Annotated in this window: 12 protein-coding genes and 2 pseudogenes; 8 read left to right on the forward strand and 6 right to left on the reverse strand. The window is 71.8% G+C overall.

What is annotated here, in order from left to right; genetic code table 11:
- Positions 1–37 precede the first annotated feature (37 nt).
- The gene (der, locus tag OHA11_RS37565; protein ID WP_266503982.1) at positions 38–1,510 is read left to right on the forward strand and encodes a ribosome biogenesis GTPase Der; all 1,473 of its coding nucleotides are present in this window, start codon (positions 38–40) and stop codon (positions 1,508–1,510) included.
- A gap of 94 nt (positions 1,511–1,604) precedes the next feature.
- Here der and OHA11_RS37570 read toward each other — a convergent pair whose 3' ends face one another.
- Together OHA11_RS37570 and OHA11_RS37575 are read right to left on the reverse strand one after the other, a co-directional pair.
- Positions 1,605–2,036 carry a hypothetical protein gene (locus OHA11_RS37570; RefSeq protein WP_266503985.1) on the reverse strand — a complete coding sequence of 144 codons (432 nt, stop codon included), beginning with the start codon at positions 2,034–2,036 and terminating at the stop codon, positions 1,605–1,607.
- Between the two features lie 113 nt (positions 2,037–2,149).
- Entirely contained in the window at positions 2,150–2,941 is a 792-nt protein-coding gene (locus OHA11_RS37575) for a hypothetical protein (RefSeq protein ID WP_266503987.1), read from the reverse strand.
- 591 nt (positions 2,942–3,532) lie between these two features.
- Here OHA11_RS37575 and OHA11_RS37580 point away from each other — a divergent pair.
- The gene (locus OHA11_RS37580) at positions 3,533–4,189 is read left to right on the forward strand and encodes a transglycosylase family protein (RefSeq protein WP_266503989.1); all 657 of its coding nucleotides are present in this window, start codon (positions 3,533–3,535) and stop codon (positions 4,187–4,189) included.
- 116 nt (positions 4,190–4,305) lie between these two features.
- Entirely contained in the window at positions 4,306–5,097 is a 792-nt protein-coding gene (locus tag OHA11_RS37585) for a transglycosylase family protein (protein ID WP_323186726.1), read from the forward strand.
- A gap of 13 nt (positions 5,098–5,110) precedes the next feature.
- Here OHA11_RS37585 and OHA11_RS37590 read toward each other — a convergent pair.
- From OHA11_RS37590 to OHA11_RS37600, 3 genes and pseudogenes are all read right to left on the reverse strand, one after another.
- Positions 5,111–5,761: pseudogene (locus tag OHA11_RS37590) on the reverse strand (ATP-binding cassette domain-containing protein); the annotation flags it as partial.
- Positions 5,758–8,937 carry an ATP-binding cassette domain-containing protein gene (locus OHA11_RS37595; protein ID WP_266503991.1) on the reverse strand — a complete coding sequence of 1,060 codons (3,180 nt, stop codon included), beginning with the start codon at positions 8,935–8,937 and terminating at the stop codon, positions 5,758–5,760. The gene OHA11_RS37595 and the pseudogene OHA11_RS37590, both read right to left, overlap by 4 nt.
- A 55-nt stretch (positions 8,938–8,992) precedes the next feature.
- Positions 8,993–9,490, reverse strand: coding sequence for a hypothetical protein (locus OHA11_RS37600; RefSeq protein ID WP_266503992.1), 498 nt, complete (start codon positions 9,488–9,490; stop codon positions 8,993–8,995).
- A 128-nt stretch (positions 9,491–9,618) separates the two neighbouring features.
- On the opposite strand from OHA11_RS37600, the gene OHA11_RS37605 reads away from it, so the two are divergent.
- From OHA11_RS37605 to OHA11_RS37620, 4 genes are all read left to right on the forward strand, one after another.
- Positions 9,619–10,173 (forward strand): hypothetical protein, encoded by a 555-nt coding sequence (locus OHA11_RS37605; RefSeq protein WP_266507729.1) that lies wholly within the window; start codon positions 9,619–9,621, stop codon positions 10,171–10,173.
- Complete coding sequence (locus OHA11_RS37610; protein WP_266503994.1) at positions 10,148–11,440, forward strand: ABC transporter substrate-binding protein; 1,293 nt, start codon at positions 10,148–10,150, stop codon at positions 11,438–11,440. Before OHA11_RS37605 ends, OHA11_RS37610 begins: the two co-directional genes overlap by 26 nt.
- 143 nt (positions 11,441–11,583) lie before the next feature.
- On the forward strand, positions 11,584–12,852 hold the full coding sequence (locus OHA11_RS37615; RefSeq protein WP_266503996.1) for a glycosyltransferase family 4 protein: 1,269 nt from the start codon (positions 11,584–11,586) through the stop codon (positions 12,850–12,852).
- The gene (locus OHA11_RS37620) at positions 12,849–13,715 is read left to right on the forward strand and encodes a hypothetical protein (protein ID WP_266503998.1); all 867 of its coding nucleotides are present in this window, start codon (positions 12,849–12,851) and stop codon (positions 13,713–13,715) included. Before OHA11_RS37615 ends, OHA11_RS37620 begins: the two co-directional genes overlap by 4 nt.
- Here OHA11_RS37620 and OHA11_RS37625 read toward each other — a convergent pair.
- Positions 13,704–14,847, reverse strand: a pseudogene (locus OHA11_RS37625) (epoxide hydrolase N-terminal domain-containing protein). The gene OHA11_RS37620 and the pseudogene OHA11_RS37625 sit on opposite strands and share 12 nt — an antisense overlap.
- Before the next feature lie 63 nt (positions 14,848–14,910).
- Between OHA11_RS37625 and OHA11_RS37630 the strand changes: the two are divergent.
- Positions 14,911–15,930: a YafY family protein gene (locus OHA11_RS37630; protein WP_266503999.1), complete on the forward strand. Its 1,020-nt coding sequence runs from the start codon at positions 14,911–14,913 to the stop codon at positions 15,928–15,930.
- Positions 15,931–16,195: the final 265 nt, after the last annotated feature.

Genomic DNA, 16,195 nt, shown 5'->3' on the forward strand with positions numbered 1-16,195 from the left:
CACCGATCACCACGATGAACGACGAGGTACGGACTTCATGAACGACCACATCCAGCCCGACGGCTCTGCCGAGCACGAGCACGGGGCACTTGGCGATGCCGAGTACGCGGAGTTCATGGAGCTCGCCGCGGAAGAGGGTTTCGACGCCGAGGACATCGAGGGCGCGATCGACGCGGCGGGTCACGGCCCGCTCCCGGTCCTCGCCGTCGTCGGCCGCCCGAATGTCGGCAAGTCGACCCTGGTGAACCGCATCATCGGCCGCCGTGAGGCGGTCGTCGAGGACAAGCCGGGCGTCACCCGCGACCGCGTCACCTACGAGGCCGAGTGGGCGGGCCGCCGTTTCAAGCTCGTCGACACCGGCGGCTGGGAGCAGGACGTCCTCGGCATCGACGCGTCCGTGGCCGCGCAGGCCGAGTTCGCGATCGACGCGGCCGACGCGGTCGTCTTCGTCGTCGACGCCAAGGTCGGTGCCACCGACACCGACGAGGCGGTCGTGCGCCTGCTGCGCAAGGCCGGCAAGCCCGTCGTCCTGTGTGCCAACAAGGTCGACGGCCTGAGCGGCGAGGCCGACGCCGCGTACCTGTGGGCCCTCGGCCTCGGCGAGCCGCACCCTGTCTCCGCGCTGCACGGCCGCGGTACCGGCGACATGCTGGACGCCGTCCTGGAGGCGCTGCCCGAGGCCCCGGCGCAGACCTTCGGTGCCGCGCTCGGCGGCCCGCGCCGCATCGCCCTCATCGGCCGTCCGAACGTGGGCAAGTCGTCCCTGCTGAACAAGGTGGCGGGGGAGGAGCGCGTGGTCGTCAACGAGGTCGCGGGCACCACCCGCGACCCGGTCGACGAGCTCATCGAACTCGGCGGTGTCACCTGGAAGTTCGTCGACACGGCCGGTATCCGCAAGCGCGTCCACCTCCAGCAGGGCGCCGACTACTACGCCTCGCTGCGCACGGCCGCCGCCGTCGAGAAGGCGGAGGTCGCGGTCATCCTGCTGGACGCCAGCGAGACCATCAGCGTCCAGGACCAGCGCATCGTGACGATGGCCGTCGAGGCGGGCCGCGCGATCGTCCTCGCCTTCAACAAGTGGGACTCCCTGGACGAAGAGCGCCGCTACTACCTGGAGCGGGAGATCGAGACCGAGCTCCTCCAGGTGGCGTGGGCGCCGCGGGTGAACGTCTCGGCGCGTACGGGCCGGCACATGGAGAAGCTGGTCCCGGCGATCGAGGCCGCGATCGCGGGCTGGGAGTCGCGCGTACCGACGGGCCGGCTGAACGCCTTCCTGGGCGAGCTGGTCGCCGCCCACCCGCACCCGATCCGGGGCGGCAAGCAGCCGCGCATCCTCTTCGGCACCCAGGCGGGCACGAAGCCGCCGCGGTTCGTGCTCTTCTCCTCGGGCTTCATCGAGCACGGCTACCGCCGCTTCGTGGAGCGCCGACTGCGCGAGGAGTTCGGCTTCGAGGGCACGCCGATCCACATCTCGGTGCGGGTGCGCGAGAAGCGCGGCAAGAAGAAGTAGCCGCCCGGGACGTGTACGGGTGTACGGACATGGGTGAGGGCCCCGCAGCACTGCTGCGGGGCCCTCACCCATGTCCCTCAGCGCTCCCGGTGGATCAGCGCTCCCCGCGCGGCCCGGGCGGCAGGGCCGGGATCAGACCGGTGGCGTGCTGCCGCGCCACCGGCTGCCAGACGGACGGGACGGTCGGGCTCTGGTGGGGCGACACCTGCCCGGTCTGGTGCTGCCCGACGCCGTGCCGCGTGCCGTACGAAGTCGGCGTGTACGCACCCGAGTGGTACGAGCTCGCGCTGAGCAGCCCCGAGCCGTACAGCCCCGTGCCGTGCGGCCCGGTCCCGAAAGCCGTGAAACCGTGCTCCTCCTCGCCACTGCGGTCGCCCGGCAGGGTCCGGAAGGACTTGCGGTACTCCGTGCAGAGCGCGTCGTAGATCGGCGTGGCCGAATGGATGCCCGCAGTGTCCGGTACCGGCCGCATGGCCGGGATCGGGGACGTGTACGGCAGGCGGCGGGGGGCGTCGTAGGTGTGCACGTCTGTGCCAACGACCCCGCCGCCCTTCGGATGCGGTCGACGGTCCGTACGGGCCGGTCACCAGGAGCGTTTCCGGCGCATTCGTGGACCGGGGCCCGCGTTCACGTACCGGCTCAGGTGCCGGCCAGGGGCATCGCGCTCGCCACCAGCTGGCCATTCGCGGCGGCCTTGTCGAGGGCGTTGCGCAGCAGGTCCTCGCGGGGCTGGCGGCCGATCGAGCCGACCGGGGCCGCGAACAGCAGCACCTGCTGGTGCTTGTTGGCGGCCGCCCGCCAGCTCTCGGTGACCTGGAGCGGCTGGTGGGCCTGCCACCAGGCGAGGGGCGAGGTGCCGCCGGTGCCGGGCTGCAGGATCGCGTGCAGCTGGCCCATGGCGAGCAGCACGGACCAGCCGTGCAGCACCGGCGGCACCTCGGTGAGCCGGCTCACCGGCATGAAGCCCTGCTCGATGAGGAGCGGCAGGAAGTCGTCGCCGCTGCCTCCCGTCGTGCCGGGCCGGGTGATACGGCCGGTCGGCTCGACGACGAGCGCGGGGTGCAGTTTGCCGCCGAGCATGACGAGTCCGCTGGTGACACCGAGGACGGCCTGCTCGGGCAGGGCCTCGGCGGGGCGCTCGTCCCCGGTCATGGAGTCGCCGGTGATGGAACGGACGGCGCCCTGCAGTTGCTCCTCGGTCACCTGGACGACCTGCGAGGGCAGGCAGGTGGCGTGGGCGAAGGCGAGTACGGCGGTCTCGTCGCCGATGAACAGGACGGTGCTGGTGCGCTCCTGTTCGGAGTCGCCCTGGGTGCGGCAGGAGGTGCAGTCGTAACTGCCCGGGGCGTTCTCTCCGGCGAGCAGCCGGGCGGCTTCTTCGTCGCCGATCTCGGCGCGTACGTCGTCGCTGACGTCGAGCATGCGCGGCACGGGTGGCTCCTCGGGATGCGGTGCGTGTGTGCGGCCGGGGGGCTCCCGGCCCATGAACCGGATGGGTTCCCGGCTCATGAAGAAGACAACGGACGATCTGTGGCCGGAGTCACGCCCGAGAGCGAACGGAATCGAACCATCCTGCGCACAGGGTGAAGCCGGCCGCGGAATCTGTTACTCCACGCCAACTTCTCGGGGTTCCAAGGAAGTTGATCCGGTGAGGTGAGTCACAGATCGTCAGGTCCGTTGGTCGACAAATCCGGAAATCAGCGAATGAAGTGGGTGGCTGAATTTCGACGATACTCCGGGTAACGGCTAACTGGCCTGGAATGACAAGGAGTTGGTTGATTTCGGGCCTCCCGAGTCCCTACATTGCTCCGCCGTGTGCAACGAGCACCGCTCGGGTACGTCCGCCGAACCGCACCGCAAGCAAGCCAGAAGCACCACCCGCACCACCAGAAGCGCCACCAGTACCAACCAGCACCACCAGCACGATCTCCGGCGGACGGGGTGAAACGGGAAGGGCCGCGTCGAAACGCGGTCCGTTCCGTGCCGCCTTGGGGGAGCCCGGGTCCTTGGAGAGGGAACTACATGTCCGAATGTGCCGATACCACTCGTAAGACCCGCACCACGGCGGTCCTCGCCGGGGCGGCACTGCTCGCCCCGCTCGGACTGCTTGCCGCCACCGGCAACGCCGCGGCGGCGGACAGCGGAGTGTGGGACCGCATCGCCCAGTGCGAGAGCGGCGGCGACTGGCACATCAACACCGGAAACGGCTACTACGGAGGGCTTCAGTTCTCCGCCGGCACCTGGCGCGCGTACGGCGGTTCGGCCTACGCGTCCACCGCCGACAAGGCCTCCAGGGCGCAGCAGATCGCTGTCGCCACCAAGGTGCAGCGCGGGCAGGGCTGGAGCGCCTGGCCCAGCTGCTCGGCACGCGCGGGAGCGTCGGGCAGTGCGCCCGCGGCGGGCGCGCCCGGCACCCCGACCACGAAGGCCGCTCCTTCGAAACCGTCGAAGCCGGTGAAGGCGGCGAAGGCGGCGAAGGCGGTGAAGGCGCCGGAACGGCCGACCGGCCACACCGGCCGCGGCTCGTCCCGCGGCGACTACACCGTCCGCAGCGGCGACACGCTGAGCGCCATCGCGGCGCGGCACGGGACCACCTGGGAGGGGATCTACTCCGCCAACAAGGCCGTCATCGGCGGGGACCCCGACGTGATCGTCCCCGGGCAGCAGCTGGAGCTGTGAGCACGAAGCTGTGAGGGCGAAACGGTACCCCACCCGGTCCTCCGACCGGGTGGGGCACCGCCGGACGCCTGCGCGGCTCGCCCAAGGGCCGACACCGGCCCGCATAACGTGGCCCGATGTCGATCAAGCGCATGCGGTACGTGGCTGTCGTCGCCGTCGTCCTGGCCGTACTCGCCCCCGCGGCGGAGGCGGTAGCGGCGCCACCGTCTCCGGCACCCGGTTCGGCGGCGGTGCCAGTGTCCGAGTCCCTGCCCCTGCCCGTGCTGTACGGCTGTGCGAAGGACCAGAGGCCGTGGGGCTGTCTCGCGCAGTGCGAGAGCAGTGGCCGCTGGGACACGAACACCGGGAACTCCTTCTACGGTGGGGTGCAGTTCTGGCAGCCCACCTGGAAGGCGTTCGGCGGTCTCGCCTACGCGCCGCGCGCGGACCTTGCCACGCGGGCCGAGCAGATCCGGGTCGCGGAGGAGGTGGTGAGCGTCCAGGGATGGGAGGCGTGGCCCGTCTGTGCCAAGAGGTACAAACTCAAGGGCCGGGCCCACTTTGTGAAGCGCGGCGAGTCCCTCACGTCGCTCGCCCGCCGGTACCGCATCAAGGGCGGCTGGCCGGCGCTCTACAAGCTCAACCGGAAGCTGGTCGGGGCGGATCCGGATCGACTGAAAACCGGCACCATGCTGGCGCTGCCCAAGGGGGCGGCATCGGGACGGCAGGTCACTTCGTCGGCTCCTCCCACGCTCCCTCCCGCGGTCACCCCGGAGGACACGGTCAGCGACTCCCAGAGTCTCCCGGGCGTGTCGGACCCGGCGGCTCCGGCGGAGCGGGCGGTTCCGCAAGCCCCGCAGTCGAGGCGGAGGGTCCCCTCCGCCTCGGCGTCCCTGCCGGTCCTGATGGGTCCGCCGCTGCCGACGTAGCCCTCTCGCCTGTCTCCGTGGCCTCGCCGCTGAACACGATCGCGCCGCGCCGGAGTTCGTACACGATCGGCGCCGCGCCGTGCAGGCCGGGCGGCAGGCGCTGTTCGGCCACGATCACGCACGCGTCGAGGCCGCTCAGCAGTGCGTAGGTACGGGCGGCGACCTTCGGGGACATGCCCTGTGCGGGTTCGTCGACGAGGACCACGCGCGCGCGTGCCAGGAGGGCGCGGGAGAGGGCGAGCATGCGCTGCTCGCCGCCGGAGAGAGTCCCCGCCTTCCGGGGGAGCAGGGAGACCAGCTGGGGGTACGCCTCCAGGGCGGGTGCGAAGCCCTGGTCGGAGGCGGCGAGTTCGAGGTTCTCGCGGACGGTGAGGGAACCGAAGACGGCCTGGCGGTCCGGGACGAGGCACAGGCCGCGGCGGGCCCGTTCGTACGCGGGCATCCCCGTGACGTCGGTGCCGTCCCAGACCACGGCCCCGCGGGACAGGGGCACGGTTCCGGCGAGTGCGCGCAGCGCGGTCGTACGGCCCGAGCCGTTGCGGCCGAGCAGGACGGCGACGCCGTGGCCGGGCGCGAAGAGGGTCACTCCGTGCAGCGCCTCCAACGGGCCGTACCGCACGCGCGCGTGGCGCAGGGAAATCCCGGGCGGACCGAGCGGGCTCATTCGTCGACCGCCGTTCTGACTCCTTGGCCGAGTACGTGGTCGGCCGGGCCGGAGGTGACGACGCGGCCCGCCGTCATGACGTGCACGGTGTCGGCCAGGTCGGCCACGAGGTCCAGGTCGTGCTCGACGACGAGCAGGGCCGTACCGTCCGCCGCCAGGGCCCGCAACACGCGGGCCAGCGCCGCCACTTCGCCCGTGTCCAGCCCCGCCGCGGGCTCGTCGAGAAGCAGGACACGCGGGCTTCCCGCCAGAGCCCGCGCGAGTTCGACACGACGCAGTGTGCCGGTCGGCAGGTCCGCCGCCGGGAGGGCCCGTACGGGCCCGTCGAGCCCGAGCAGCCGCAGGACCCGTTCCACGGCGTCAGTGTCCACGACGCGCCCCCGCTCCGCACCCACGCGTACGTTCTCGGCCACCGTCAGGGTCGGGAAGACGGCGAGTTGCTGAAAGGTGCGGGCGATGCCGAGCCGGGTCCGCGCGTGGGCGGGCAGCCGGGTGATGTCCCGTTCCCCGAACCCGATCCGCCCGGCATCCGGCCGTACGGTCCCGGCCAGACAGTGGAACAGGGTGCTCTTCCCGGCCCCGTTGGGCCCGACGACCGCGGTGATCCGGCCGCGGGGCAGATCGAGGTCGACGCCGTCCAGCGCGGTGAACCCGGCGTAGGAGACCCGGAGACCGCGGGCGTGGAGGAGGGGGAGGGCGAGAGGGATGGCGGGCGTGTCGGGGGAGGGGCGGGGGCGGGCTGGCCGGCGTGCCGCAGGGCCTGCCGTACGGGCGCCGGATCCGGTGGCCCGCGGCGGGGCGGTCGCGCCCGGTTCACCCTCTTCGGAGGTCGGGACGGGCGGGGTGGGCGCTGCGCCGGACGGGGGCGACGCGGGTTGGTCGCGGCCTGCGGCCCGAGCCGCGTCGGGCACACCGCCCGTAGCGGCCCGAGGGGTGCCGGGCGGTGAGACGGGACGTCCGTGAGCTACAGCGGGCCCGGCGCCCTCCGTCAGCTCGGTGCTCTCCGTATCGGGCGTGTCCGGTCCTCGAACCGGGTCCTCGCGCCGGTTTGCGCCAGGCGCCGACGGCACGTCGGAGTCCGTGGCCCTGGGCGCGCCGATACGCCCCGGCGCCTCGGACGTCCAGGGGACGTCGGCCGTCCACGGCGAGCCCGACCCACCTCCCGCCGGAGCGGATGGTCGTCCCGGCCGTTTCACCAGCGGGCGCCCGCCCGCGCCGAGAACGCCTCCTCCCGTGGTCGCCACCGTGGCGGCGGCCGTACCCGCCAGCGGCGTCGCCCCCGCCGAGGCCGTCGGCCGGAGCCGCGTGCCCGGGCCCATGCGCGTCGCCCGGAGTCTGCGCCGCACCCCAGTGCCCAGCGGAGTGAGCGTCACCTCGCGCCCCGGTCGCAGGCGTTCGGCCGCCAGGCGGAGGGCCTCGTACGGGCCGCCCGGGAAGCGGCCGACGAGGACCGCCAGGAAGCCGATCAGCGCAGCCGCCACACCGCCGCGCGTCCCCGCGTCCAGGCCGACCAGGAGGGCCGCCGCGAGCAGTGCGCCGAGGACGCTGTCGGCGCCGAGGACGACGATCGCGGCGAACCACAGCAGACCGCGGACCGGGTCGTACGCGGCGGGGTCGAAGGCGCGCAGGCCCATGCCGAGCATGCCGCCGCCGAGCGCGGCCAGCGCGGCGCCCGCCACGAAGGCCGTCAGTTTGAGCGCCGGCACGCCGACGCCCGCCGCCGACGCGCCCGCCTCGTGGTCGCGCATCGCCGCCAGGGCCCGGCCCGTACGGCCCCGGCGCAGCGCGTGGGCGGCGAGCAACGCACCCGCGAGGAGGACGAGTTCGAGTACGTAGTACGCGCGGTCGCCGTCGAAGCCCGCCGGGCGGCCCAGGGTCAGGCCCGACGTCGCGTACGGCTGGGCGAAGACGAAGCGGCTGACGCCGACGCCCACCGCGAAGGTGGCCAGGGCGAGGGCGAGGCCGTGGCGGCCGATGGCGGGCCAGCCGGTCAGCAAGCCCAGGGGCGCCACCAGCAGGACGGCGACCGCGAGCGCGGCCAGTTCGGGGAGCCGCGGCAGGCCCGGGAAGCGGCCCGCCGCCAGCAGCGCCGTGAAGAGGGCGCCCAGACCCGCGTACGCCGCCTGGCCCAGTGAGATCTGGCCGCCGCGGCCCGTCACCACGACCAGGGACAGGAGGATGACGCCGAGGGCCGGTACCTGGACGGACGTGTGCAGGTCCCGGCCCGCGAAGCCCAGAGGGAGCAGGAACAGGACCACGGCCACGATCCACGCGCCCGGCGGGGTCGCCACCCGCGCGCTCGCCGTGCGCGGCAGCGCGTCGCGCGTGCCGATGCCCGGCAGGACCAGGGCCGCGATCAGCAGGGCGACGACGAAGAGGTTCGCGCCCACCGCCTGGAGCAGCGGTTCCCGCCAGCCCGTCGGGTGCAGCCGTGTCAGCTGGCTCTGGGCGACCCCGATGCCGAGGGCCACGACCAGGGCCACCGGCAGGCTGCGCATCCGGGCGGCCACGGCGACCGCCACCACCTCCATCACGAGCAGTGGCATGCCGTACGGATCGAGGCGTACGTACGGGGCCAGCAGTACGCCCGTCAGGCCCGCCGTGAACGAGCCGAAGGCCCAGCCCGCCGCGGCCACCCGGTCCGCGTCGATGCCGCCCAGGACGGCGAGCGAACGGTCGTCGACCACCGCCCGCAGCTCCCGGCCGAAGCGCGTCCAGCGGATCACCGCGCCGACACCGACGGCCAGGACGAGGGTCACGGCCAGCTGGCACCAGGGGTCCGCCGAGACGAGCGTCGGCGCGTCGGCGCGTGCGCCGGGGCCCCAGATCAGCGCCGCGCCGCCGACGAGCAGCACGAACACGCCGATGGACGCGACCAGGGTCTGGGCGGGGTCGCCGCCGAGGACGGACAGGGGACGGAAGACGAACCGTTCCAGCGCCATGCCGATGCCCGGGGCCACCACGAGCAGGGTGAGTGCCGCGGCGAGCGGGAGCGGCCAGTCCCACTCGACCGTGAGCTGCCACAGCAGATAGGCGCACACCATGGCGATCGCGCCGTGCGCGAAGTTGAGGACGCCGGTCGCCCGGTAGGTCACGATCAGGCCGATTCCGGTGAGCGCGGCGGCGCTGCCGACGGAGAGCCCGGCGAGCGTGAGGTCGTACGTCAGCGACGCCATCAGTCACCAGCCATCAGTCACCAGCCATGAGTCATCAGCCATCAGCGATCGGCCATCAGCCGTCCTCCCCGGACGACCGGGCGTCCGAGGCGGTGGGCTCGCAGATCGGGCAGGGGTCCAGGTCCCCGCCCGCGAGGACCCGGGAGTCGACCGGCAGGGCCTCCGGCTTCCCTGCCACGAGCGGGCAGTCCGCGCGGTGCCACAGCGTGCCGCCGGGCACCATCAGCAGGTCTCCGCTGACGGCCACGGGCGCGGCGGCCACCTGCCCGGACTCGTCGGCGTCGGCGGGGTCGGCCGCCACCAGGAGCCCGTACAGCTCTTCCACGCGGGCCGCCGCGAGGGCGTTCCTGCCGTGGGTGAGGAGCACCGCGGCCGCGATGATCAGCGCGGCTCCCGGCACCGTGCAGGACGCGAGGTACGGCAGCTGGCGTTCCGCGAAGCGCTCGCCGGAGATCCCGTACCAGCCCAGGACGCACAGCACCGCTCCCGCGGCGAGCGCGGCCCACCCGGCCCACAGGACGGGGTGCACGGTCCGCAGTCGAGCTGTCCGCATGGAGGCTCCCATGTCATGTGTCTGACAGTCTTCCAAGTCCGCCGATGGACTTGCACTATGCCCTCTGGAAGCTGACCCTGAAAGCTCCGGGCGCCCATGGCCCGGACCGACACCCGGTGGTGAGCCAGATGGTTCTCGGGAGTGACCTCAGGCGGGGGACAGGCCGGGGGCTGGCGGTGGCGGTACTCGTCCTCGCCTCGGCTCTGACGGCCTGCGGCGACGACAGCGGCGGTGACGACACGACTCCGCCCTCGCCCTCCGTGGAGCAGCCCACGACGGAGCAGCCCACGACGACCGAGCCGAGTCCGAGCGCGAGCGCTCCGGACGATCCGGCGGCGGCCGAGAAGGAGATCAAGGAGAACTGGAAGAAGTTCTTCGACCCCGCCGTCCCCCTGAAGGACAAACAGGCCCTCCTGGAGAACGGCGACAACCTGGCGCAGGTCCTGGAGGGCTTCAGCGGCGACGAGCGCGGCGGGCAGGTGGAGGCGACCGTCGACCAGGTCGAGTTCACCGGGCCGACCGCGGCGAACGTGACGTACACGCTCACCCTGAAGGGCGCCACGGTCCTGCCGAACGCCGCGGGGACCGCCGTCGAGCAGGACGACACGTGGAAGGTGTCCGTCAAGACGCTGTGCGGTCTGGTCGGGCTGAGCGGTAATGCGTCGCCGGGTCCGGGTTGCTGAGTGCGCTGTCGTGGGTCTGCTGCTCCTGGTGGGCACGGCCTGCGGCAGCCGTCTCCCGGAGAGCGACTTCGAGGACCGGCCGGGCCGTACGCCCACGCGGAGCAGTACCGCGGAGCCCCTGCGCGTAGGCATCATCACGAGCGCCACCAGTCCGGTCGGCGGAAACGCCTTCACCGGGCCGCGCGACGGCGCGAAGGCGTATTTCGACGCGCTGAACGCGCGCGGCGGCATCGACGGCCGCCGGGTCGAGGTCCGTACGTGTGACGACGGCGGCAGCGGTGTCGGCAACAACGAGTGCGTGCACAAACTCGTCGACGAGGACAAGGTCGTCGCCCTCGTCGCCACCACCGCCCTCGACTACGCGGGCGCCTCCCGTGTGTCACGCGCGCGCGTGCCCGACATCGGCGGCCAGCCCATCGGCGCGGCGTACGACACCTATCCGCACCTCTACGGGATCTACGGCAGCCTCGCCCCGCGGGACGGAAAGCCCGGCTGGGACGGCAAGCTGTACGGCGGCACCGAGATCTACCGCTATTTCAAACGCGAGCAGGGCGCCCGTACGGCGGCCGTCGTCTCGTACAACCAGTCCGCGTCGGCCGCGTACGCCCGGCTCGTCGCCCGGGGCCTGAAGGCCGAGGGCTACAAGGTGGTCACCGAGCAGGTCGACTTCGCGCTGCCCAACTTCCGTGCCGCTGCCGCCGACCTGAAGGAGCAGGGCGCCGACGTGGTCTTCGACGCCATCGACACGTACGGCAACGCCCAGCTGTGCAAGGCGATGGACGACGTCGGGGCCGATGTCCTCGCCAAGGTCACCAACCCGCAGAACTGGACGTCCACCGTCCGCGAGGACTACAAGGACGCGCCGCGCTGCCGCAACGCCCTGTGGGCGACGGGCGCGAGCCGCAACTTCGAGGACACGGACCACAAGGCCGTACGGGAGTTCCGGGACGGCACGAAGAACCTGAAGACCCATTCCCAGTGGCAGCTGGAGGGCTGGGCCGCCGCGATGTGGTTCACGGACGCGGCGCGGTCGTGCGCGCAAACGGGCGTCACGCGCGCGTGCGTCGACCGCTTCATGGACACGGGGAAGCCGTACACCGCCGACGGCCTGCTGCTGCCCGTCCGGTACGAGCGCCTGCCCGAACCCCCGACGACCCGCAGGACCTGCCTCTCGGTGGCCCGCTGGGAGGACGCCCGCGGATGGGTCCGTCAGGGCGACATGAACGACACCTGCTTCGACGTGTCGCAGTTGTCCTACGAGCCCTGATGCGTACCGACGTGAAAAGGTTCCCTTGCTTGGTTACCGATGACACAACTCTTGGGGAACAGGATGGTAAGGAGACCCAACCATCCCACCAACTCCCCGGTCTAACCCTGAGGTAGCTGGATTAGACGGAGATACGGGGACGCATGCAGATCTCTTTCCTGATACACAACGCCTACGGAATCGGGGGGACGATCCGGACGACGTACAACCTTGCGAACACGCTCGCAGAGCAGCACGACGTCGAGGTCGTCTCCGTGTTCCGGCACCGTGACGAGCCGGTCTTCGCACCGGATCCACGTGTGCGTGTACGTCACCTTGTCGACATCCGCCCGGACAGTCCGGGATACGAGGGCGACGATCCGTCCTACCGGGCGCCGGCCCAGGTCTTCCCGCGTGGGGAGGTCCGCTACGACCAGTACAGCGTTCTCACCGACCGCCGTATCGCGGACCACCTCTCGAAGGTCGACGCCGACATCGTGATCGGTACGCGGCCGGGGCTCAACGTGCATCTGGCGCGCGAGACCAGACGCGGCCCGATCCGCGTCGGCCAGGAGCACCTCACGCTCGACGCCCACGCAGAGTCCCTGCGCACCGAACTGCGCGGGGTCTACCCGCGGCTCGACGCGCTCACCACCACCACGGAGGCGGACGCCGGCGCGTACCGCACGAAGATGCGGCTGCCCGGCGTACGCGTCGAGGCCGTCCCCAACCCGGTGCCCGCGCCCGGCATCGAGCCCGCTGACGGCTCCGGCAAATGGGTCGTGGCGGCCGGGCGGCTCGCCCCGGTCAAGCGGTACGACCTGCTGATCAAGGCATTCGACCGGGTGCGCGAACAGCGGCCCGACTGGCGTCTGCGGATCTACGGCGGCGGCAAGCAGAAGGACAAGCTGCGCAGGCTCATCGACGAACGCGGCCTCTACAACCACGTCCTGCTGATGGGCCCGGCCCATCCCATCGAACCGGAGTGGGCCAAGGGGTCCATCGCCGCCGTCACCTCCAGCATGGAGTCCTTCGGCATGACGATCGTCGAGGCCATGCGCTGCGGCCTGCCCGTCGTCTCCACGGACTGCCCGCACGGCCCGGGGGAGATCATCGACAACGGCGTGGACGGACGTCTCGTTCCCGTCGGCAACGTCAAGGCCATCGCCGGCGGACTGCTCGAACTCATCAACGACAACGAGCTGCGGCAGCGGATGGCGTCCGCGGCCCTCAAGGACTCCGAGCGCTTCGACCCCGCCCGGATCGCCGAGCGCTACGAGTCGATCTTCTCCGGTCTCGTCTCACGCGGTGGCGCCTCGAAGCTGGGCCGGATGCGCGGCTCACTGCATCGCACGCGGGGAGCGCTGCTCGGTGGCGTGTACGCCGTTCGGGATGCCGGACTGACCGTACTCGGGAAGGAGCGTTCCGTATGACGACGCTGGCTCCGCGGGCTTCGCACCGGCACTCCGACGAGGACGCGACCATGCCCCTGTGCGCCGACTGCGTCGCCGATTCCGCGGGCGGGCTCATCTTCTCCGTCACCGTCACTGTCACCGGCCTCGGTCCGGCCGCCGCGGCCGGCGACGCGTATTTCGTCCTCCGGCACCGCGACGACGGGCAGGAGGTCCGGCTGCCGCTGACCCCGGCCGCCGACGGCCGGCCGCGCGCCGCGCTGCCGAGCGGTGTCGAACTGCCCGAGGGCCGCTGGGACGCCTACGTCCAGGTCGCCGACGGCGAGCCGCGGCGCCTGTCGCCCGGCCTCAACGACCTGCGCTCGCTCGTCGACCGGGTGTCCGGCGACGCCCGCGGCCAGGTCGCCGTCCGTATCCCGTACGGCACGAAGCACGGCAACCTCTCCGTCCGCAGCTGGCTGCGCGTCCCGCATGCGGAGGCGGGTGAACTGCATATCGGAAAGGGCGAGTTGGGCGTACGGGGCCAGGTGTACGGCACCGAACTCACCCCCGACGCCTACGCCGAACTGCGCGGCCGCGACGAGCCGGAGACCGTACTGCGGACCGAAGTCGCCCCGGACCGGGCGCGGTTCCGGTTCACGGTGGCCTACTCCGAGCTGACGGCGGGGGTGTGGGACCTGTGGCTGCGCCCGGCCGGGGAGACCGGGCCGCGGGTACGGATCGCCCGGCTGCTCGACGACATCGCCGACAAGAAGCCGATCTTCAGCTACCCGACGGTCTCGGTGGAGACGGCGTACGGCCCGGTGGCGGCCGGGCCGTACTACACGAGCGACAACGACCTGTCGGTGACCGTCAGTCCGGCCACGGCGGCCTCAGCGCAGTGAACCGAAGAACTCCCTGATGTCACCGGTCAGCAGGTCCGGCACCTCCAGGGCCGCGAAGTGCCCGCCGCGGTCGAACTCCGTCCAGCGGACGACGGTGTTGGTCTCCTCGGCCCAGCGGCGGATCGCCACGTCCTCGCCGAAGTTCGCGACGGCGGTGGGCACTTCGGAGCGCGTGACGGGGAACCAGTCGCCGACGTGGCCGTTCTCGTAGTACATCCGTGCCGCCGAACCGGCCGTCGCGGTCAGCCAGTACAGCATCACGTTGGTGAGCAGCGTGTCCCGGTCGACCGCGTCCTCCGGCAGTTCGGCCGAGGAGTGCGTCCATTTTCGGAGCGGCGTGACGAAGCGGGCGGGCTGGCCGACGAGGTCGGCCAGCCCGCAAAGTCGGATCCCACGAGGAGGTCGACTGGAGGGCGTTTTGACGTCCTTCCCGGTGTGAGCGGGAATTTCCGGCCTGCCGTTCGTGGTGAGCGGCTTCCGGTGGGTTCCTGCTTCGTTGCTCCGAGCCAGGATCGCTCCCGGTCTTACCAGTGCTCCACAAGCGTTTTCCGTCTCCGTCCGTCCGGCGGCGACTGCCAGGCTGTGTCCTTCCTGACGCTTCGGAGCTTCCGGAATCTCACCCTTCGCCCCGCACGGCAACTACCGTACCACGCTGTGTAGTTGAATCGTTCCCCTGTGTGAAACTGGGCGAGCTGAAGCCGGGGACCGCTGGGATCACCAGATGGAAGGCGTCGGCCGGGTCGCCGCCGTGCGCGCGCGGGTCGCTCAGCGGGCCGATCAGGCCGAGGAACTCCACGATCGAGCCCGGCCAGCCGTGCGTCAGGATCAGCGGCACCGCGTCCGGCTCGGGGGAGCGGACGTGCAGGAAGTGCACCTGGGCGCCGTCGATCTCCGTCACGAACTGCGGGATCTCGTTCAGGGCCGCCTCGTGCTTGCGCCAGTCGTAGGCGCCGCGCCAGTGGCCGGCCAGGTCACGGAGATACGGCAGCGACGCTCCGTACTCCCAGCCCACGCCCGGCAGTTCGTCGGGCAAGCGGGTCAGGTCCAGGCGGGTACGCAGATCGTCGAGCTGAGCCTGCGGGATGTCGATCCGGAAGGGGCGGATCTCTTCGCTTGCGCTGTTGTCTGCCATGTCTCGTAAGGTACGCACCCTTGCGGACAAGTACTGTCCGCAATTCCTGGCAGACTCGGATCCATGTTGGAGACCTCGGCACGACTCCTGCGTCTGCTCTCCCTGCTGCAGGCGCACCGCGAATGGTCGGGTGCGGCCCTGGCCGACCGCCTCGGCGTCACCCCGCGCACGGTCCGCCGTGACGTGGACCGGCTGCGCGAACTCGGCTATCCGGTGAACGCCAGCCCCGGCACGGGCGGCGGCTACCAGCTTGGTGTGGGCGCCGAACTGCCGCCGCTGTTGCTGGACGACGACGAGGCGGTCGCCGTGGCCGTCGGCCTGCGCACCGCCGCCGGACAGGGCATCGAGGGCATCGGCGAGACCTCCGTACGTGCCCTCACCAAGCTGGAACAGGTGCTGCCGCACCGGCTGCGCCGCCGGGTCGGTGCCCTCAACGCCTTCACCGTGCCGATGCTGCGCGGCCCCCAGCCCTCCGCCGTCGACCCGGCCGTCCTGACCGACCTGGCCGCCGCCTGCCGGGACTCGGAGCGGCTGCGCTTCGAGTACCGCGACCACGGCGGCTCCACGTCCCGCCGCACGGTCGAGCCGCACCGCCTGGTGTGCACCGAGCGCCGCTGGTACCTGGTCGCCTGGGACGTCGACCGCGACGACTGGCGTACGTTCCGGGTGGACCGCGTCACGCCCCGGCCGCCGCACGGACCGCGTTTCACGCCCCGGCGGCCGCCCGCCGACGACCTGGCCGCCTATGTGTCCAAGGGGGTCTCCGTCCGCGCCTACGCCTCGCACGCCGTCATCCGGCTGCTCGCGCCGATCGAGGAGGCGGCCGAGCGGATCTCGCCCTCCGCCGGGACGCTGGAGGCGGAGGGGCCCGGCAGCTGCGTGCTGCGCACCGGGGCCGCGAGCCTCGATGTCATGGTGATTCACGTGATGCTGATGGGCATCGAGTTCGAGGTGCTGGAACCCGTGGAGCTCGTCGAGGCGATCAGGACGGCGCGGGACCGGCTGACCCGGACGCTGGAGCGGGCTTCGCCGGGGGCGCGGCGTACACCGGGGACTCGGAGCGGATCCGGGGCAAGGTCGTGAAGTTGTGCCGCGGGGGGTGTACGTGGGTTCTGTGCTGGAACCATGAATTTCCTATGGTGCGTCAGCTTCTGGAACACACCGCCGAATCGGAAAAGAAAGGCGCGGGCGCGGTGTCGGCGGCGCGATTTTCCGCCATCTATTCGGACCGCGGTCACCGTAGTCCCGGGTACTCCCGAATTACGTTCGAAGGCGGGCGGAACGCCCACGGAACCGCTCGTACGAGTGTCGTTGTCCTGTGACAGAAGCGTGACCGGAGAGGGACCGT

The sequence above is a fragment of the Streptomyces sp. NBC_00878 genome (assembly GCF_026341515.1).
Taxonomy (GTDB): domain Bacteria; phylum Actinomycetota; class Actinomycetes; order Streptomycetales; family Streptomycetaceae; genus Streptomyces.